This window comes from Ventosimonas gracilis, assembly GCF_001580025.1.
Taxonomy (GTDB): Bacteria; Pseudomonadota; Gammaproteobacteria; order Pseudomonadales; family Pseudomonadaceae; genus Ventosimonas; species Ventosimonas gracilis.
Map to the genome: position 1 here is coordinate 42,826 of NZ_LSZO01000184.1, position 19,349 is coordinate 62,174.

General features: G+C 56.8%; 21 protein-coding genes and 1 pseudogene. 13 read left to right on the forward strand and 9 right to left on the reverse strand.

Features of this window, described 5'->3' with window-relative positions; all coding sequences use genetic code 11:
- The 6 genes and pseudogenes from AXE65_RS10375 to AXE65_RS10395 form a co-directional block, all read right to left on the reverse strand.
- Positions 1-351 carry a cupin domain-containing protein gene (locus AXE65_RS10375; protein ID WP_068391867.1) on the reverse strand — a complete coding sequence of 117 codons (351 nt, stop codon included), beginning with the start codon at positions 349-351 and terminating at the stop codon, positions 1-3.
- Between the two features lie 102 nt (positions 352-453).
- On the reverse strand, positions 454-1,020 hold the full coding sequence (gene dcd, locus AXE65_RS10380; RefSeq protein WP_068391870.1) for a dCTP deaminase: 567 nt from the start codon (positions 1,018-1,020) through the stop codon (positions 454-456).
- Between the two features lie 65 nt (positions 1,021-1,085).
- Positions 1,086-2,297: a pyridoxal phosphate-dependent aminotransferase gene (locus AXE65_RS10385; protein WP_068391873.1), complete on the reverse strand. Its 1,212-nt coding sequence runs from the start codon at positions 2,295-2,297 to the stop codon at positions 1,086-1,088.
- A gap of 58 nt (positions 2,298-2,355) precedes the next feature.
- Positions 2,356-2,520 (reverse strand): annotated as a pseudogene (locus tag AXE65_RS13410) (Maf family protein); the annotation flags it as partial.
- 69 nt (positions 2,521-2,589) lie between these two features.
- Positions 2,590-3,054 (reverse strand): NfeD family protein, encoded by a 465-nt coding sequence (locus tag AXE65_RS10390; RefSeq protein WP_204376552.1) that lies wholly within the window; start codon positions 3,052-3,054, stop codon positions 2,590-2,592.
- A gap of 21 nt (positions 3,055-3,075) precedes the next feature.
- Positions 3,076-4,005: an SPFH domain-containing protein gene (locus tag AXE65_RS10395; protein ID WP_239685078.1), complete on the reverse strand. Its 930-nt coding sequence runs from the start codon at positions 4,003-4,005 to the stop codon at positions 3,076-3,078.
- 230 nt (positions 4,006-4,235) lie between these two features.
- Here AXE65_RS10395 and AXE65_RS10400 point away from each other — a divergent pair, with 230 nt between their 5' ends.
- The 11 genes from AXE65_RS10400 (at position 4,236) to AXE65_RS10450 (ending at position 12,976) form a co-directional block, all read left to right on the forward strand.
- A complete protein-coding gene (locus AXE65_RS10400; RefSeq protein WP_068391876.1) occupies positions 4,236-4,769 on the forward strand; it encodes a YceD family protein in 534 nt (177 codons plus the stop codon).
- A 28-nt stretch (positions 4,770-4,797) separates the two neighbouring features.
- Complete coding sequence (gene rpmF, locus AXE65_RS10405) at positions 4,798-4,983, forward strand: 50S ribosomal protein L32 (protein ID WP_068391879.1); 186 nt, start codon at positions 4,798-4,800, stop codon at positions 4,981-4,983.
- Between the two features lie 2 nt (positions 4,984-4,985).
- A complete protein-coding gene (gene plsX, locus AXE65_RS10410) occupies positions 4,986-6,020 on the forward strand; it encodes a phosphate acyltransferase PlsX (protein ID WP_079214137.1) in 1,035 nt (344 codons plus the stop codon).
- Positions 6,021-6,031: 11 nt separating this feature from the next.
- On the forward strand, positions 6,032-6,970 hold the full coding sequence (gene fabD / locus AXE65_RS10415; protein WP_068391882.1) for an ACP S-malonyltransferase: 939 nt from the start codon (positions 6,032-6,034) through the stop codon (positions 6,968-6,970).
- Between the two features lie 20 nt (positions 6,971-6,990).
- Positions 6,991-7,731, forward strand: coding sequence for a 3-oxoacyl-ACP reductase FabG (fabG, locus tag AXE65_RS10420; RefSeq protein ID WP_068391884.1), 741 nt, complete (start codon positions 6,991-6,993; stop codon positions 7,729-7,731).
- 92 nt (positions 7,732-7,823) lie between these two features.
- Positions 7,824-8,054: an acyl carrier protein gene (gene acpP / locus AXE65_RS10425; RefSeq protein ID WP_068391886.1), complete on the forward strand. Its 231-nt coding sequence runs from the start codon at positions 7,824-7,826 to the stop codon at positions 8,052-8,054.
- 164 nt (positions 8,055-8,218) lie between these two features.
- Positions 8,219-9,460, forward strand: coding sequence for a beta-ketoacyl-ACP synthase II (fabF, locus tag AXE65_RS10430; protein ID WP_439144687.1), 1,242 nt, complete (start codon positions 8,219-8,221; stop codon positions 9,458-9,460).
- Entirely contained in the window at positions 9,453-10,268 is an 816-nt protein-coding gene (pabC, locus tag AXE65_RS10435; protein ID WP_068391892.1) for an aminodeoxychorismate lyase, read from the forward strand. Before fabF ends, pabC begins: the two co-directional genes overlap by 8 nt.
- Before the next feature lie 5 nt (positions 10,269-10,273).
- Complete coding sequence (mltG, locus tag AXE65_RS10440; protein WP_068391895.1) at positions 10,274-11,323, forward strand: endolytic transglycosylase MltG; 1,050 nt, start codon at positions 10,274-10,276, stop codon at positions 11,321-11,323.
- A complete protein-coding gene (gene tmk / locus AXE65_RS10445) occupies positions 11,323-12,021 on the forward strand; it encodes a dTMP kinase (protein ID WP_068391939.1) in 699 nt (232 codons plus the stop codon). The genes mltG and tmk overlap by 1 nt, the downstream gene beginning before the upstream one ends.
- The gene (locus AXE65_RS10450; RefSeq protein ID WP_068391898.1) at positions 12,014-12,976 is read left to right on the forward strand and encodes a DNA polymerase III subunit delta'; all 963 of its coding nucleotides are present in this window, start codon (positions 12,014-12,016) and stop codon (positions 12,974-12,976) included. The genes tmk and AXE65_RS10450 overlap by 8 nt, the downstream gene beginning before the upstream one ends.
- A gap of 6 nt (positions 12,977-12,982) precedes the next feature.
- Here AXE65_RS10450 and rpiA read toward each other — a convergent pair whose 3' ends face one another.
- From rpiA to AXE65_RS10465, 3 genes are all read right to left on the reverse strand, one after another.
- On the reverse strand, positions 12,983-13,663 hold the full coding sequence (rpiA, locus tag AXE65_RS10455) for a ribose-5-phosphate isomerase RpiA (protein ID WP_068391901.1): 681 nt from the start codon (positions 13,661-13,663) through the stop codon (positions 12,983-12,985).
- Positions 13,660-14,301 (reverse strand): DedA family protein, encoded by a 642-nt coding sequence (locus AXE65_RS10460; RefSeq protein WP_068391904.1) that lies wholly within the window; start codon positions 14,299-14,301, stop codon positions 13,660-13,662. The genes rpiA and AXE65_RS10460 overlap by 4 nt, the downstream gene beginning before the upstream one ends.
- Positions 14,302-14,391: 90 nt before the next feature.
- Positions 14,392-15,915 carry a bifunctional aminoglycoside phosphotransferase/ATP-binding protein gene (locus AXE65_RS10465; RefSeq protein WP_068391907.1) on the reverse strand — a complete coding sequence of 508 codons (1,524 nt, stop codon included), beginning with the start codon at positions 15,913-15,915 and terminating at the stop codon, positions 14,392-14,394.
- Positions 15,916-15,996: 81 nt separating this feature from the next.
- On the opposite strand from AXE65_RS10465, the gene mrcB reads away from it, so the two are divergent.
- Positions 15,997-18,375 carry a penicillin-binding protein 1B gene (gene mrcB / locus AXE65_RS10470; RefSeq protein ID WP_079214138.1) on the forward strand — a complete coding sequence of 793 codons (2,379 nt, stop codon included), beginning with the start codon at positions 15,997-15,999 and terminating at the stop codon, positions 18,373-18,375.
- Positions 18,376-18,385: 10 nt separating this feature from the next.
- A complete protein-coding gene (locus AXE65_RS10475) occupies positions 18,386-19,066 on the forward strand; it encodes a tetratricopeptide repeat protein (protein WP_068391909.1) in 681 nt (226 codons plus the stop codon).
- The last annotated feature ends 283 nt before the right edge of the window (positions 19,067-19,349 follow it).

Sequence of the window (19,349 nt, forward strand, 5' to 3'; positions counted from 1 at the left end):
TCAAAACAAGCAAAATACTTTGCGCAGCGTTTCTTTAATTTCCCACACGCCTTGGCAATTGGCGGGGAAAGTCGCGCAATCCCCAGCGTGCAGTTCTACCGGTTCTTCACCTTCTGGGGTAAAGATGCACCAGCCGCTTAGGATATGAATAAATTCCCGATGCGGTTGTGGCTGGCGGCGCAATTTGCCGGGTTCGCACTGCCAAATGCCGATTTGCGCGTTGATATTGTCTACCGTTTGAAACTGTCCAAGTGCGCTTAACGCTATGGTTTCACCCAATGGATTTTTTACCGGTTCGGCTTTATCCATAATCGCAGTGGCTGCACTGCGGATAACGGTGAGTTGGCTCATTATCAATTCCTCGTAGCGTTGTTTTGGCATTTATAGACTAGACGCATGGTCTTTTATTAAATATAAGGGCAATGTCTGTTTCTATAAGATCAATGTCTGATCTTAAGCCTTGGGCAAAGTCACGCCGGTTTGTCCTTGGTATTTACCGGCGCGGTCTTTGTAGGATACGGCGCAGGGCGTATCGGATTGTAAAAACAACATTTGCGCCACGCCTTCTCCGGCATAAATTTTGGCGGGCAGATTAGTCGTATTGGAAAACTCCAAGGTTACATGACCTTCCCACTCCGGTTCCAGCGGCGTGACATTGACGATAATGCCGCAGCGGGCATAGGTGCTTTTACCCAAGCAAATGGTTAATACATCACGAGGAATGCGAAAATACTCCACCGTTCTTGCCAGCGCAAAGGAATTGGGCGGAATAATGCAAACCTCGCTTTTAATATCGACAAAACTTTTTTCGTCAAAGTTTTTGGGGTCAACAATGGCCGAATAAATATTGGTAAAAACTTTAAACTCATTCGCGCAGCGCACGTCGTAACCGTAACTGGATACGCCGTAAGAAATCAGTCTTTGCCCATTATTGCTGCGCACTTGCTGTGCTGCAAAGGGTTCAATCATGCCTTGCTCTTTTGCCATGCGGCAAATCCAGCTATCGGCTTTAATACTCATATCAACCTCTATCCATTGACTTAATCATTATTACCCGTTCCCTGCCCTCTTTCGCAAGCGCAGGGTTATTGGCGATAACTTTGAATAAAACGCCCCATGCGTTCTATTGCCTGTTCCAGGTCATCAATATGCGGCAATGTGACCAGTCTAAAATGGTCTGGCTCCGGCCAATTAAAGGCGCTGCCTTGTACCACAAGCAGTTTTTCACTGCGCAATAAATCCAGTACGAATTGTTCATCATTAACAATCGAGCCATGTTTGGGGTCGATTTTCGGGAAGGCGTATAAAGCGCCCATCGGTTTAACGCAGCTAATGCCGGGGGTGGCCGATAGCAATTCATAAGCGCGATTACGCTGTAACCCTAAGCGGCCTTGCGGCAGTATTAACTCTTTAATGCTCTGATGACCACCGAGCGCGGTTTGAATAGCATATTGGCTCGGCACATTCGGGCACAGGCGCATATTGGCGAGCATATCAAGGCCCTCGATATAGCTTTTGGCTTGTTGCTTGGCACCGGACACCAGCAGCCAGCCGCTGCGAAATCCCGCCACTCGCCAGGATTTGGACAGTCCACACAGGGTTAAAAACAGCACATCGTCTGCGAGAGTGGCAACGCTGATATGCGTGGCATCGTCGTAAAGGATTTGGTCGTAGATTTCATCGGCCAAAATCATCAAACCGTGTTCGCGGGCGATTTGTACCAGGTCCAATAAAAGCTCGCGCGAATAGACCGCACCGGTCGGGTTATTGGGGTTAATCAGCACCAAGGCGCGAGTATTGGGGGTGATTTTGCGGCGAATATCGGCTAAATCGGGAAACCATAGCGCCTGTTCGTCACAAAGGTAATGCACTGGCGTGCCGCCCGCGAGCGCGACTGAGGCCGTCCACAGTGGGTAGTCGGGCGCGGGAATCAGCACTTCATCGCCACTGTCGAGCAGTGCCTGCATCGCCATCACTATCAGTTCAGACACGCCGTTGCCAAGGTAGATGTCGTCCAGCTCAATGCCGCTGATTTGCCGCTGCTGGTAATACTGCATCACCGCCTTGCGCGCACTGAACAATCCCTTGGAGTCGCTGTAGCCTTGTGCGCTGGGCAGGTTGTGGATGACATCGTGAAGGATTTCCGCTGGCGCGTCGAAACCAAAGGGCGCGGGATTGCCGATGTGCAGCTTTAAAATGTGCTGGCCGTCTTCTTCCATACGCCGCGCTTCGTCCAAGACCGGGCCGCGGATGTCGTAACAAACATGGGCAAGTTTGCTGGATTTGCGAAAGCGCATGGCGTATCCCCGAATGGGCAGTAAAAATGCGCCATCATACGGGCGCGGGGTAAAAAAGCTATGGGAGTTGCACGCCTTCTTCCAGCAGCCTATCGACCAGCCTAATCAGCGGTAGACCCATCAGGCTACTGGCAGCCTCGCCGCAAGTTTTGCGAAACCATCTGATGCCCAATCCTTCTGATTTAAAACCGCCCACACAATCAAAGGGTTGCGCGCGCTCCAGTCGGCCTCGCCCTGCGCCTGCGTCTAGGACAGACAGCCGTCAAACCCGCATGGGGTCTGTGGCATGGATTTATGCCGAGGGTGTGTCCGCCTCGACGCTCAGGTTGACGCCATCGCTGCCGGTGATGCGCACCCGTGAGCCCAGGGCGAGGTCGGGGCCTTGCACTACCCAGAACGCATCGCCGATTTTCACCCGCCCGCGCCCGCCGATGATGGCTTGCTCCAACGCTACGATCTTGCCCACATGTTGCGCCGCACGGCGGTTGAGGGTCGGATGATCGCTCTTGCGCTCGCGGCCACGGATGAACTTGCGGTAGAGCAGGATGGTGATAAACGAGAGCACCACAAACGCGGCGACCTGAGCCAGCACCGGGATCCCCGGTATCAGCAGCACGATGACGAACACCACGCCCGCCGCAATCCCCATCCACAACAGGAAGGCACCCGGGATGATGGTCTCAGCCGCCATCAACAACAGCGCGGCGGCGGCCCAGATGGTGACGTCCATGCGCAGTGAATCGGTCTCGAAGAGCATTAAGCAACTCCCTCGGCGGCGTTATGACGGTTTGCCGGACAGCGCGGTTTTGGCCAGCTCCCCGATCCCGGCGATGGAACCGATGAGGCCGCTGCTTTCCATCGGCATCAGCACGAATTTTTGATTCGGTGCCTTGGCCAGATCACTGAACGCTTCGACGTATTTCTGCGCGATAAAGTAATTGATCGCCTGCACGTTGCCCTGGGAGATGGCTTCGGACACCATCTGCGTGGCGTTGGCCTCGGCCTGAGCCAGCCGCTCGCGCGCTTCGGCGTCGCGGAAGGCGGCCTCCTTGCGGCCTTCGGCTTCCAGCACGGCGGCCTGTTTTTCGCCCTGGGCGCGGAGGATTTCCGATTCGCGCGAGCCTTCGGCTTCCAGAATCTGCGCGCGCTTTTCGCGCTCGGCCTTCATCTGCCGCGCCATTGCATTGACCAGATCCTGCGGCGGTGAAATGTCGCGGATTTCAATCCGGGTGACCTTGATGCCCCAGGGATTGGTCGCGATATCGACGACGTTGAGCAGTTGCGCATTGATGGTCTCGCGCTGGCTGAGTGATTCGTCAAGGTCCATCGAACCGATTACGGTACGGATGTTGGTCTGCACCAACGCGGTCATGGCAATTTCGAGGTTGGAGACTTCATAGGTCGCCTTGGCAGCGTCGAGCACCTGGAAAAACACCACCCCGTCCACGCGCACTACCGCGTTGTCCTTGGTGATGACATCTTGGCTCGGTACATCGAGCACCTGTTCCATCATATTGACCTTGCGGCTCACGTGGTAAATGACCGGTATCAGGAAGTGCAGGCCGGGCGACATGCTGTGGGTGTATTTGCCGAAGCGTTCCACCGTCCATTCATAGCCTTGCGGAACCATGCGCACGGTTCTGTACAGGATGATGCCACCGGCCAGCAGCAATACCAGACTCAAAAACGAGATGGGCGAGATAGACACGTTGTATCCTTATTGAAGTTTTTTCATGATTTGATCTCACATCTTTGCATATTCGGCACGGCTTGCGCATCAACAACGCAAGTCCCGTTAAAAAATCCACCTGCCGCCCGCTTGCTGCCTGCCACTGGCGGATGGCGTTTGGCATATCGTGCGGCTCGCGTTTGAAGCAGGAACAGACCCTGGCGATTTTCTTTGACAGCCGCAGACACTCTCCCTAGAATGCCGCGCCTATGTTGAATGGGCCGCTTCCTCCTCAGGTTGACCCGCGCAAACTGGCCGAGCGTCAAGCTGTGCTGGATTACTGCGTAGCGTTTGCCGACTTACCGCGTTTTGCTTCTGCGCTGCTTGAACAAGAAGGCAGGGTGCGGATGCAATTGTCGTTTGCGCGTGATGAAGGCAAAACTCTGATTTTGCGCAGCCTGCTCAGCACGCAAGCGGTACTGCGCTGCCAGCGCTGTTTGGAGCCGGTCACACTCGACCTGCAAAGCCAGTGCAGTTATGCGCTGTTGCCAGCAGGGGCCGACCGTTCGGGCGTATCCGCGCAGCATGAATTGCTGGAGCTTGGCGAGTCGCTGGCGTTGGCTGAACTGATTGAGGATGAGCTGCTGCTGGCACTGCCGTTAGTCCCTGCGCACAAGACCCACCACTGCCAGATACCGGCGTGGAACAGTCAAGAGGCGGCAAGAGAAAGCAAGCCCAATCCATTTTCCGTATTGGCGCAGTTGCGGCAGGACAATTCCGCCGAAACTGACATTACTAATTGACGCAAACACTTCAAAGGAGTTTACCCAAATGGCTGTTCAGCAGAACAAAAAATCCCGCTCGGCGCGGGATATGCGCCGCTCGCACGATGCCTTGTCGGCACCGACTTTATCGGTAGAAAAAACCACCGGTGAAGTGCATTTGCGTCACCACGTCACGCCGGAAGGCATTTGGCGCGGTCGCAAAATCACCGGCAATAACGATACCGACGAGTAACCTTGACCGCACTGGTCGTTGCTATTGATGCAATGGGGGGCGATTTTGGCCCTTCTTGCACCGTTCCCGCCAGCTTGCTCGCGTTGGATGAACATCCTGCCCTTGAGCTTTTATTAGTCGGCCAAGCGCCTTCCATTGAAGCCTGCTTGCCGTCCAATCTGGATAAAGCGCGTCGCAATCGTTTGCAGGTGATACCCGCAAACGAAGTGATCAGCATGGATGAAGCGCCCGCTGCGGCGCTGCGCGGCAAGCCGGATTCCTCCATGCGCCGCGCTTTGCAGTGCGTGCGTGATGGCAACGCTCACGCCTGTGTCAGCGCGGGCAACAGTGGCGCACTGCTGGCATTATCACGTCATCTGCTGAAAACCTTACCGGGCATTGCACGTCCGCCGATGGTTAGAGCCATTCCCACTGCCCAAGGCGCATGCTTGCTGCTGGATTTGGGGGCGAACCTCGATTGCCCTGCTGCGCAACTCTGCCAATTTGCCCTGCTCGGCGCACTGGCCGCCGAAGCGCGTGGTGCGGTGCAGCCAAAAGTCGCGCTGCTTAATGTCGGCAGCGAGGCGATTAAGGGCAATCAGCAGGTCAAGCAGGCCGATGCCTTACTGCGCGAGGCCAAAAAACAAGGAAAGCTCCACTATATCGGCTATATCGAAGGGCACGACCTGTTTGCCGGAAAGGCGGATGTTGCGGTCTGCGACGGTTTTGTCGGCAATCTCTTGCTTAAATCCAGCGAGGGCTTGGCGCAAATGCTTAACCTTCGCCTGCGCCGCGAATTTGCCCGCACAGGGTTTAGCCGCCTTATTGGTGCTTTGGCGCTACCGCTACTCAGGCGGCTGAAAAAAGAACTTAATCCCGCGCAGCACAATGGCGCAAGTTTCTTGGGGCTACGCCAAGTTGTGGTAAAAAGCCACGGCGGCGCGGATACTGAAGGCTTTAAAAACGCCATATTGCACGCACAGCAGGAACTTGCCTGCAACCTGGTGCAGCACCTGCAAAGCCGCCTTGCGCGTCTGTATCCAGACCGTCCCATTTAAGGAATAACCCCATGTCACAGATTTTTGCCTTTGTATTTCCCGGCCAAGGCTCGCAGTCACTCGGCATGCTCAAAGAGCACGGCGCGGCGCGGCCGCAAGTTTTGCAGACTTTTGCCGAGGCGAGCGAAGCGCTCGGTTACGACCTGTGGGCGCTGTGCCAAAAGGGTCCAGCCGAACAGCTCGATGAAACCGATAAAACGCAACCGGCCATCCTCACCGCCTCCATCGCCCTGTGGCGCTTGTGGCTGGCAGAAGGTGGCGTGAAACCGGCTTTTGTCGCCGGTCACAGCTTGGGCGAATATTCGGCGTTGGTCGCCTCTGGCAGCCTTTCTTTAAAAGAAGCGGTCAAGCTGGTCGAAACGCGAGGGCAATTGATGCAGCAAGCCGTGCCCGTCGGCACTGGCGCAATGGCGGCCATTATCGGCCTTGATGACGATGCCGTGATTGCCGCCTGTGAGGAAGCCGCGCAAGGCGAGGTGATCAGTGCGGTCAACTTTAACGCGCCCGGCCAAGTGGTGATTGCCGGAGCCGCAAGCGCGGTCACTCGTGCGCAGGAAAGCTGCAAAGCGCGTGGTGCCAAACGCGCCCTGCCCTTGCCGGTTAGCGTGCCTTCGCACTGTGCGTTAATGCGCCCGGCCGCGCAGCGCTTTGCCGAGGCCGTTGCCGCCATTGACTGGCAAACGCCGCAAATCCCCTTGGTGCAAAATGTCAGCGCCAGGCTTGCCGCTGATTTGGACAGTTTGAAGCAAGATCTGCTGGCGCAGCTTTACAGCCCGGTACGCTGGACGGCATCCATGCACTATCTCGCCGAAAACGGCATCAGTACGCTTGTCGAATGCGGCCCTGGCAAAGTGCTCAGCGGCCTTGGCAAGCGCTGCATTAAAGAAGCACAGATTTTTTCTACCGATACGCCAGAAGCCTTCGCCAGTGCCCTAAGCGCATTGGCTTAAGCCTATTTGAGGAATCCAACATGAGTTTGCAAGATAAAGTCGCCCTGGTCACCGGTGCGAGCCGCGGCATTGGTCAGGCCATTGCGCTGGAGTTGGGTCGTCGTGGCTATATCGTGATTGGCACGGCGACCACTGAAAGTGGCGCGGCCAAGATTGATGCTTTTTTTAAAGAAAACGGCATTAACGGCAAAGGCTTGGCGCTTGATGTCGGCAATGACGAATCCGTTGCCAGCGCATTGGAAGCCGTGCAAAAAACCTTCGCCGCGCCATTGATTTTGGTCAACAACGCCGGCATCACCCGCGACAACCTACTGATGCGTATGAAGGACGATGAATGGTTTGAGGTGATCAATACCAATCTAAACGGCCTTTATCGCCTGTCCAAAGCCGTGCTGCGCGGCATGACCAAAGCGCGTTTTGGCCGCATTATCAATATCGGCTCAGTGGTCGGGCAAATGGGCAATGGCGGACAAACCAACTACGCCGCCGCCAAAGCCGGTCTTGAAGGCTTCTCGCGTGCGCTGGCAAGGGAGGTTGGCTCGCGAGCGATTACCGTCAACACCGTCGCCCCCGGTTTTATCGATACCGACATGACGCGCGAATTGCCAGAGGCGCAGCGCGAGGCACTGACCGCACAAATCCCGTTGGCTCGTTTGGGGCAACCGGAAGAAATCGCCAAAGCGGTGGCCTTCCTCGCCTCAGAAGATGCCGCCTATATCAGCGGCGCAACCCTGCCGGTCAACGGTGGGTTATATATGTGAATTGGCTTGAAAAGCTAAAGCGTCCTTCTATAAACTGGCGAACCGGTTTAAACCCACCGGTTTGCACCATCCATCAGGAGTGAAAACAAGGTATGAGCATCGAAGAGCGTGTCAAGAAAATCGTCGCGCAGCAGCTTGGCGTAAAAGAGTCGGAGGTCACCAACGGTGCTTCCTTTATCCAGGACTTGGGCGCTGACTCGCTTGACACCGTTGAGCTGGTTATGGCTCTGGAAGAAGAGTTCGAGACGGAAATTCCCGACGAACAAGCCGAAAAAATCACCACCGTGCAGCAAGCCATTGATTATATCAATGCCCATCTGTAAACCTTTTGCAGTGGTTGTGGTTACTTTCTGCTAGCTGCACCCCTGTGTTAAGGCGAACAAGCCAAACCGCATGGCCTGTCATTTGGCGTGCGGTTTTTCATTGAAGGTGGTTCAAGCACATGCCTGCCAAGAAGTGCGGCAGTTGACGGATAAGGGGGAATACTGTGAGACGAGTGGCAGTCACTGGCCTTGGCATGGTTTCGCCGCTTTCCGCCGATGTGGCAGGTAGTTGGCAAGGCATTACCGCAGGCAAAAGCGGTATTGCGCCGATTGAAGGGCTTGACCTTGCAACGCACAGCACCCGCTTTGGCGGTCAGGTCAAGGATTTCCCCATTGAGACTTACCTGCCCGAAGCCAAAGAGGCGCGTAAGCTCGACCCGTTTATCCAATACGGTTTTGCTGCCAGCATGCAGGCCATTGCTGATAGCGCTTTGCAAGTCACGGACGAAAACCGCGAACGCTTCGGCGTGGTAATGGGCTCTGGTATTGGCGGCTTAAGCAATATCGAGGCAACCTGCCACACGCTGTTTAACAAAGGGCCAAGACGGATTTCCCCGTTTTTTGTGCCCGGTTCCATTATCAATATGATTTCTGGCTTTGTGTCCATCCAACTGGGCATTGAAGGGCCAAACTACGCCATTACCACCGCCTGCTCATCGGCCACCCACAGCATCGGCATGGCGGCTCGCGCCATCCGTTATGGCGACGCCGACATCATGCTGGCAGGCGGCGCGGAACAGGCAATTTGCGCCTTGGGCGTGGGCGGATTTTCCGCCGCGCGGGCGCTGTCCACGCGCAATGACGACCCAATCGGCGCCAGCCGCCCTTGGGACAAAAACCGCGACGGCTTTGTGCTGTCCGACGGCGCAGGCGCACTGGTGCTCGAAGAGTTGGAACAAGCCAAAGCACGCGGCGCGACCATTTACGCCGAACTTTTGGGCTTTGGCATGGGCAGCGATGCTTTTCATATGACCTCGCCGCCGCCAGCAGGTGAAGGCGCGGCGCGCTGCATGCACTTGGCGCTGCGTGATGCCGGTTTAAATCCCGAAGACATCGACTATATCAACGCGCACGGTACTTCCACTCTCGCCGGAGACCTCGCCGAAGCCAGCGCCATCAAGCGCGTCTTTGGCGCACATGCCGGGCGGCTTTTGGTGAGTTCCACCAAATCGATGACCGGCCATCTACTCGGTGCTGCCGGTGCGATAGAAGCGATTTTCAGCATCCTCGCACTGCGTGACCAAATCGCCCCACCGACCATCAATCTCGATGAGCCGGATGAAGGCTGCGATTTGGACTTTGTTCCGCATACCGCGCGTGACTGCAAAATTGAGCGAGTACTGTCCAACTCCTTTGGCTTTGGCGGCACCAATGCCTCGCTGATTTTTGGCAGGTTCAGTGGCTGATGCCTGGCTCGATGGGCTGCCCGCGTCCACTGTACCGCTTGCCAACCGTGGCCTTGCTTACGGCGATGGCCTGTTTGAAACGATCAAGGTCAAAAACGGCAAGCCGAGCCTGCTAGCCCGTCATCTGGCGCGATTGCAAGAAGGCTGCAAGCGGCTTTCCCTCAACTTAAATATCGCCCTGCTACGCCAAGAGCTGGCAGGCTTTTGCGAGAACTTGGGTGACGGCGTTGCCAAACTGATCATCACCCGTGGTGACGGGCAGCGCGGCTATGCGCCATCCAACGCCACGCCCGCCCGCCGTATCCTGATGGGTAGCGCGATGCCCGCTTACCCGCCGCAAAATGCACAAGCGGGCGTTCGCCTGTTTCCCTGCCAAACACGCCTGGCCTGCCAGCCGTTGCTGGCCGGGCTAAAACATCTCAATCGCCTCGAACAAGTGCTGGCGCGAGGCGAATGGCAAAGCACTGAATACGCCGAAGGGCTGCTCTGTGATTACAGCGGACGGGTGATTGAAGGGGTCTTTAGCAATCTTTTTGTGGTTAAAGACGGCCATTTATTGACCGCCGATTTATCGCGCTGCGGCGTCGCCGGGGTTATGCGCGCGTTACTGCTGGAACTGGCAGGCAACGCCAATATCCCCCTTGGCATCCGTGATATTAGCTACCGCGAACTGCTCGCCGCCGATGAAGTCTTTATTTGCAACTCGCTGTACGGCATCTGGCCGGTGATCGCGCTCAGGGCAAAAAGCTGGCCGATTGGCGCTGTCACTCGTACACTACAAGACCTGCTTAATTCCACGGAAGGCTAAAAGCCGTGCTGCGCAAATTGACCCTGTTTGCTTTATTGATCCTGCTGCTGGTGGGCGCGTTGCTCGCCTTTATCTGGCAGCAACAACATTTAGCCTTGCAACAACCGCTAAAACTGGCCAAACCGCTGCTGATGGAAGTGCCGCGCGGCACCAGTCCAGACAGTATGCTGCGCCAACTTGAGCAAAACGGCTTGATCAAAAGTGCCTTCTGGGCTCGTGTCGCTTGGCGGCTTAACTACTCGGGGCGGTCCTTACAGAGCGGCGAATATCAACTGACGGCCGCTATCAAGCTGTCCGAAGTGCTGGATTTATGGCAGCGCGGCAAGATCTTCCAATACGCCTTCACGCTGATTGAAGGCTGGAACATCCGCCAGCTACGCGCCGCACTCGCGGGAGCACCCGCCTTACAGCAAACCCTCGCCGATGTACCAGACAGCCAACTGATGCAGCATCTTGGCTTGCCTTCCGGACATCCCGAAGGGCGCTTTTTCCCCGACACCTACCGCTACCCGCGCGGCACCAGCGATGCCGAGCTACTCAAACGCGCCGCCAAGCAGCTCGATAACGTACTGGCCGAAGAATGGGCAAAACGCGCGGACAACCTGCCCTATAGCGAGCCTTATCAGGCGCTGATTATGGCCTCCCTGATTGAGAAGGAAACCGGCGTTGCCCACGAGCGCGAAGAAATATCCGGGGTATTCGTCCGCCGCCTTGCCCGCGGCATGCGCCTGCAAACCGACCCCACGGTGATCTACGGCATGGGCGAACGCTACAACGGCAAACTAACCCGCGCCCATCTGCGCGAGCCAACGCCCTACAACACCTACCAAATCGATGGCCTGCCGCCCACCCCCATTGCACTGGCAAGCCGCGCGGCCATCCACGCCGCGCTGCACCCCAAAGAGGGCAACAGCCTGTTTTTTGTCGCCAAGGGTGACGGCAGCCATAGGTTTTCCGACACGCTGGACGCACACAACCGCGCAGTACGCGAGTTCCAACTCAGCCGCCGCGCCGATTACCGTTCCACGCCTGCCCCAAAGCAGCAAACACCATGATGCCCTCGCCCCCTCCCAGCGCCTCTCCCACCAGCGGCTTGTTTATCACCCTTGAAGGATCGGAAGGCGCGGGCAAAAGCACCAACAGCGACTGGCTGGCGGCGCGCCTGCGCGAAATGGACGTAGACCTGGTGCAAACCCGCGAGCCGGGCGGCACCCGGTTGGGCGAGCGTATCCGCGCCCTGCTGCTTGAACCAGGCGCACCCGCGCTAACCGCACAGGCCGAACTGCTGCTGATATTTGCCGCACGGGCGCAGCATCTGGCCGAAGTCATCCGTCCGGCGCTGGCACGCGGTGCGCTGGTTTTGTGCGACCGCTTTACCGATGCGACCTACGCCTACCAAGGCGGCGGACGCGGCCTGCCGATCACATCCATTGCCGCCTTGGAGCAACAGGTGCAAGGCCATTTGCGCCCAGACTTGTGCCTTGTTTTCGACCTGCCGGTTGCCGTCGGCCGCGACCGCGCCTTGCTGCGTGGTAGCACCGACCGTTTTGAACGCGAAGGCGCAGCCTTTTTTGAAGCCGTCCGGCAAACTTACCTAAACCGCGCCCGCTTGCAGCCCGCACGCTACCGTCTGATTAACGCCGCGCAGCCACTCGATCAAGTGCAGCAGCAACTGGCAGAGCTGCTGCCCTCCCTGCTGCAGCTCTATCACAACCGCTCCTCTGCCCGCTTGCGGGGGAGAGGGAATGACTGAAATCTACCCTTGGCAGCAATCACTCTGGCAGCAACTGACCCGCCGCCAGCAACTGGCTCACGCCTTTTTACTGCACGGTGCAGCGGGTATCGGCAAACGGGCGCTGGCCGATGCACTGCTTGCCCATTGGTTGACGCAGGGACAAGCGGCAAGCGCCGTGCAAAAATCCAAAAACCTGCTGGCCGCAGGCACTCATCCCGATGTGTTTGTACTGGAGCCTGAGGAAAGCGGCAAAGCCATCAAAATCGACCAAGTACGCGAACTGGTCGCCTTTGCCGGGCATACCGCGCAAATGGGCGCGCGTAAGCTGATCCTGCTGGAACCGGCGGAAGCGATGAACCCAAGCGCCGCCAATGCCCTGCTAAAAACGCTGGAAGAACCTTCCGAAGGCACGATTTTGCTGCTGATTAGCCATCAACCCAGCCAATTACTGCCCACCTTGAAAAGCCGCTGCGTACAGCTACCCTGCCCACAGCCAAACGCGCAAAGCGCCTTGACCTGGCTGATGCAAAGCCTGCCGCAACTGACGCAAACCGATTGCCGCGAACTCTTGCAACTCGCCGCCGGTTCCCCGCTCGCCGCCCGCCGCTTGCATGAACAAGACGTCCGCGCGCAGCGGCAAAAAGTGGTCACAGGCTGCAAACAACTGTTTAAACGCGAACAATCCGCAGGCTCATTGGCCGAAAGCTGGAACGCCATACCGCTGCTGTTACTGCTGGATTGGTTCTGCGAATGGGCGCAGCAAACCTTGCGACAGCAGCTTGGCGACGACAGCTGCACCACTGCCGATATGCAGCCCGTACTGATTTGGCTGGCAAGCCGCGCCAAGCCAGAAAAACTGCTCGCTTTTTATGACTGGCTGCTGGACAAACGCCGCGCCGTTCTCGCCCAATCGCCACTTAACCGCACCCTGTTATTGGAAAGCTTGTTAGTACAGTGGGCGCAATTGGCTTGAAAGCGCTTAGCCCTTAGACGGGCATTCCAAGTGCACGACGCCTGTGTGGCTCGCCAGCAGCAAAATATCCGCCCTACGCGAGGCGAACAGGCCGCTTTCGACCACACCGGTAATGGCGTTGACTTGTGCTTCCAGCGCCAGTGGTTGGGTAATGGCAAGACCTGCGGCATCGATAATCCAGTTGCCGTTATCGGTGACTACATCAGCACGCTTAAGCGGCTTTGCGCCCAGTTGGGTTAATTCGCGCATCACATAAGCACAGGCCATCGGGATAACCTCGACCGGCAGAGGGAAGGCTCCTAAAACCTCCACGCGCTTGTGTGCTTCGGCAATGCAGACAAAGGTTTTGGCGGTCGCGGCGACGATTTTTTCGCGCGTTAATGCGCCGCCGCCACCTTTAATCAGACAAAGGTTAGGGTCAGCCTCGTCCGCACCGTCGATATAAAAATCCAGTTGCGCTAAATCGTTTAAGTCGTACAGCGCAATGCCCTGTGCGGCCAAACGCGCGGCGCTTTGCTCGGAACTTGCGACTGCTCCAGCAAAAGCCTGTTTGTGCGCAGCAAGCAGGTCGATAAAGCAATTAGCCGTCGAACCCGTACCAATGCCCAGCACCATTTCACGCTTAAGTTGCGGCAGGATAAGTTCAAGCGCGGCCTGTGCGGCCGCTTGTTTGGGAGAAGTATTCATGCTTTGTTGGGTTTTAAGCGGTGATGCAGTGCACCAATTATCATCGGTAAAAAAGAAAACAGCACAATGCCGAGCACCAAAAACGACAGATGGTCTTTGATAAAAGGCACGTTGCCAAAGAAATAGCCCAAAGGCACCAACGAGCCGACCCAAGCGAAGCTGCCGAGCACACTAAACAGCACAAAACGTCCGTAGGCCATATGGCTGATTCCGGCGACAAAGGGCGCAAAGGTGCGCACTATCGGCAAAAAACGCGCCAAGGTAATGGTTTTGCCGCCGTGGCGCTGATAAAAGGCTTGGGTGCGCTCCAAATAATCACGGCGGAAGACTTTCGAGTTGGGATTGCGAAACAATCGCTCGCCGCTGGTGCGACCAATCCAATAATTGGTGCTATCCCCCAAAATCGCCGCTGTGATCAACAAAATAGCCAGCAGCCAAGGGTCCATATGCCCACTGCTGCACAGCGCCCCAGCCAAAAACAATAAGGAATCGCCGGGCAAAAACGGGGTGACGACCAATCCGGTTTCGCAATAAACCACTAAAAACAAAATGGCGTAAATCCACAGACCGTAGTTTTCTACCAATAGATTGAGGTAAAGGTCAAGGTGCAGCAGCAGGTCAATCGGGTTGAAATCCATGCGTTATTTAAACAGCCGTAATGATGGAGGGGCGCATTATAAAAGTGGGGCAAGCGCCGTACGTTTTGTCTTTGTCGCCGCTTGTGTCGCTTAAAAATTAAGCGACCTGCGCAAAAAATCAAGCAACTGCCCGGTACTTTGGCGGGTATCTAAGCGCAGCGCTATTTCATCGCCCGCAAGCGGCTCAATAAGGGCCTGTTGTGCACAGACGACCTGCCAATTCGCCTCGGACGGGTCAACGCCTGTTTGCTGGCGTTGACTAATGCGCTGTTCAATTAAAGATAAAGGCGCTTCGCAGGCCAAAATCCGCCAAGGCACGGCGGCATTTTCGGCAATCTGCCGCGCTGCCGCGCGCTCGCTGCGCTTTAAGTAAGCGGCATCGATAATCACCGGGTAACCAGCATGCAGCGCAGCTTCAGCCAATTGGTGCAAATGCGCATAGGTTTTTGTATGGGCCTGCTCGCTGTAACGGTCTTGGGCGTTGCCAAGCAGCCGTTTGCGCTCAACATCGGAACGCAGACAAAGCGCCCCGCTTTCATCGGCAAGCCGCCTTGCCAGATGGCTTTTGCCGCTGCCGGACAGCCCGTGCAGTATGACTAAAAAGCGCCCAGGGATAACGCTGTAGCTTTCCGCCAGCGCGATATAGGCGCGGTACTCGGCAAGTATCGCCTCGCGCTGCGCCGCGTCTTGCGCTTGACTTAAGCAAAACAGGCCGACTTTGGCGCGCACCAAGGCGCGGTGCGCTTTGTACAGAGGCCATAATGGCAGCGCCTGCCAGTCGCCAGTGTGCTCAAGCCAAGCATTGGTAAAACGGTGTGACAGCACCTGAAGGCCGCGCGTCTCTAAGTCCATCGCCAAAAAGGCCGCATCCAGCGCCTGGTCAATCAGGCGAAATTCTTCATTAAATTCAATACAGTCAAACAGGGCGACCTGTCCGTTTTCACGCAAAATCGCATTGCCCAGGTGCAAGTCGCCGTGGCATTCGCGCACCTTGCCGTTTGCGCCGCGCTCGGCAAGGTGCGGGGTGAGTCGGCTAATGCTCGCTTCAAGCCAAGCTTTTAGCGCGGCGAGCTGGGTTTTATCGGCTTGATCGCTTAACAACGGCTCGATTTGCGCAAAGTTTTGCCGCATCGGGGCCGAGATGGCCGGCACCGAGCAGAGCGGATGACTGGCAGAAACTTGCGGGGTTTTGTAGTGAAAACCGGCAATTTGGCCGGCTAAATCGTCAATATGTGCCAGGGTAAGCTCGCCACGCGCCTGCACCGCATCCAGCAAACTTTGCTGCGGAAACTGGCGCATTTTGATGCCGTACTCTATCGCCTGCCCGCTGCCGCCCAGTTTGGGTGCGTTTTCACTGCCGGTAATCGGCAGTACCTCAAGATATAAATCTGCCGCCAAGCGTTGATTGAGGCGCAGTTCTTGCTCGCAGAAATGCTTGCGCGCCTCAAGGGTTGTGAAATTCAAAAAGCCAAAATCCACCTTCTTTTTAATCTTGTAGGCAAACTCGCCCGTCAGCAGTATCCAAGAGATATGGGTCTCAATCAGCTTAAATTCAGTCACCGGATGGGGGAATACGGCGGGGTTTTGCAGCGCAGCAATCAGCGTACAGCTCACGGCAACTTCCTGTGACAGGCTAAAAAAACGCGCATTATGGCGGGCAAATTCAAACAGGCAAAGTGCGTATAATCGCCCGCCATGAAAGGTGCACGAAACACTCCCCGCAAACCGGCCCGTAAATCGGCCAAATCCCCGCAACCACGCAAGTCGCGCAAAGCCCGCGCACAGCGTAAAAACCGCTGGTGGCGTTTTGCTTTTGGCTGGATGCTCAAACTGGGCTTGGTCGTGCTGGTGCTGATTGGCGGCTACACGGTTTATTTGGATGCCATTGTGCAGGAGAAATTCTCCGGCAAGCGCTGGACCATTCCGGCCAAGGTTTATGCCAGACCGCTGGAGCTTTATGTCGGGCAAAAACTCTCGCGCAATGACTTTTTAAGCGAGCTTGCCGCGCTCGGCTATCGCAACGCCGCCGCAGCCAACACACCGGGCACGCTACACAGCAGCGGCAAAGAGACGGTGGAACTGCACAGTCGCGGCTTTCAATTCTATGAAGGCGCGGAACCGGCGCAGTGGATGCGGGCGCGTTTTAATGGCGACAGGTTGACCGAATTGTATGGGCAAGATGGCAACACACTACCGGTTGCGCGTCTTGAGCCGTTGTTGATTGGCGGGATTTATCCGGCGCACAACGAAGACCGCATTCTGATTCGCCTGCAAGATGCGCCGCCCTATCTGGTTAAGGCACTGGTGGCGGTGGAAGACCGCAATTTCTATTCGCACCGGGGCGTATCGCTGCGCGGCTTTGCCCGCGCCATGTGGACCAACCTCAAAAGCGGGCGCATGCGCCAGGGCGGCAGTACCTTAACGCAGCAGTTGGTCAAGAACTTTTATTTGACCAACGAGCGCAGCGTTCGCCGCAAAGCCACCGAAATGCTGATGGCCTTTCTGCTCGAATACCACTACGGCAAAGACGATATTCTTGAAGCCTATTTAAACGAGGTATTCCTCGCCCAAGATGGCCGTCGCGCAATACACGGCTTTGGTCTGGCCAGCCAGTATTTTTTTGCGCAGCCTTTAGCCGAACTCAAACTGCATCAGGTCGCGCTGCTGGTGGGCATGGTCAAGGGCCCTGGCGACTACAACCCAAGACGCAAGCCCGAAAATGCGCTGGCAAGGCGTAATCTGGTGCTCGATTTAATGGCCGAACAAGGCATTATTTCCGCGCAGCAAGCCCGGGACGCCAAGAGCCAGCCGCTCGGTTTAAGCGAGCGACAAGGCGACACAGTACAGAGCAACTGGCCGGCCTTTTTGGATTTGGTCAAACGCCAGCTACGGCAGGATTACCGCGAAGAAGACCTGACCGGCGAGGGACTGCGCATCTTTACCAGTCTTGACCCCATCTTGCAAAACAAGGCCGAAGCGGCCATGGCGCAAACCTTTAAAAGCTGGAACGGACGGCGCGGCATTGAGCGAGTAGAAGCCGCCATGCTGGTAGTGGGTCCAGAAACCGGCGAAATTGCCGCCATGCTGGGTGGACGCAAGCCGCGCTTTGCCGGTTTTAACCGCGCGCTCGATGCCAAAAGGCAAGTCGGCTCGCTGATCAAGCCGGTGGTTTACCTAACCGCACTCGAACGCCCCAGCCAATACAGCCTGACCAGTTGGCTCGAAGACGAGCCGATTTCCATCCGCAGCAAGAACGGTGGGGTCTGGGAGCCGAGAAACTTTGACCGACAAGCGCACGGCACAGTACCGCTGTACCGCGCACTGAGCCATTCCTACAACCTCGCAACCGCCCGCTTGGGGATGGAACTGGGCGTGCCCAGCGTGCTGGATACCGTCGAACGCCTGGGCGTTAAAACCGACTGGCCGTCCTATCCCGCGACGCTGCTGGGCGCCGGTGCGCTGAGTCCGATGCAAGTCGCCACCCTGTATCAGACCATCGCCGGTGGCGGCTTTAATACCCCGCTGCGCAGTATCCGCAGCGTATTAACTGCCAATGGCGAGCCGCTTAAGGGTTATCCCTTTCAAGTGCGACAAAGTATTGATAGCGGCGCCATCTACCTGCTGCAAAACGCACTGCAACAGGTGATGAGCAGCGGCACCGGACGCAGCGCCTATAACCGCCTGCCGAAAGATTGGCTACTGGCTGGCAAAACCGGCACCAGTAACGACTCGCGCGACAGTTGGTTTGCCGGTTTCGGCCGCGACCTGCTCGCCGTAGTCTGGTTGGGACGCGACGACAACGGCGCAACACCGCTCACCGGCGCAACCGGCGCATTGCAGGTATGGACGGAGTTTATGTACCGTGCCAAGCCCTTATCGCTCGACACACCGCAGCCCGCCAACGTCGTCACCGCTTGGGTCGATCTTGAAAACGGCCAAGGCTCGGCACAAGGCTGCCCGAACGCCGCACAGATACCCTATATTCGCGGCACAGAACCCGCCCCAGGCCGTCCCTGCGCAGAAAACGGCGTTGACCCTTCGCTGATGGATTGGGTGCGCGGCTGGCTAAATTGATTAAAGATGAATGAGTCATGTGAGGAAAAACGTGAAAATCCAAGGATTGTTGGCCGCTTTACTGAGTAGCCTGCTGCTTGCCGGTTGCGTAACGACCCAAGGCACACCGCCGGTCATCGAAGCAGGCAGCCCGCTGCCAAGAGCAAAAACATCGACGCGCAGCACCCCCGCTCCCACGCCGCCGCAACAACCTGCCCTGCCAAACCGCCCGGCACAGCCGCCGGTAACGGTGGAAACCTTTCCCGCACCGCCTGCGGATACGGGATTTAGCCGAAGCCCTGCGGAATTTGAGCCACAAAACAACCCACCCAGCATCAGCACCACGCCAAGCGGCATCCCGAGCGGCGGATTATCAGCCGATGAAAAACTCGAAGGTCCAGTGCTTGCGTTACTTTCCAGCGCCCGTGAACAACAAGGCAGCGGCAACCTTTCCGGCGCGGCGGCGAGCCTTGAGCGGGCGCAGCGCATTGCCCCGCGCGAGCCGCAAGTACTCTATCGCTTGGCCGAGGTTCGTCTTGAGCAAGGCGATGCCGAACAAGCCGAACAAATCGCGCAACGCGCACTGAGCTATGCGGGCGACCGCCCGCCGCTGCAAGCCGCTTTATGGGATGTGATTGCCCGTTCGCGCGAACAACGCGGCGATTTAACCGGCGCTGCGGCGGCACGGGCAAAAGCGCGGGTGAATCTGTAAGCGCATCCCCAGACCCTCTCCCATTAATGGGAGAGGGGAGTACCTGCTCTGCCCTTCTCCCGTATGCCCGCCTGCGAGAGAAGGGCACGAGGTATTGTTGAACAAGGGGATAATCTAAATGCAACTCAACTGATACAATCCCAGCAGGGCAAAGACCCTGACATGGAAATGCAAGATTAATACTCAAATTTATTTAGGGTCTTAGGAAGCAAACGCGATCAAAGCGGCTGTTCACGCAGTAATTTTAGCAAGGCCAGATAGATGTTTTCATGTCGATGATTGA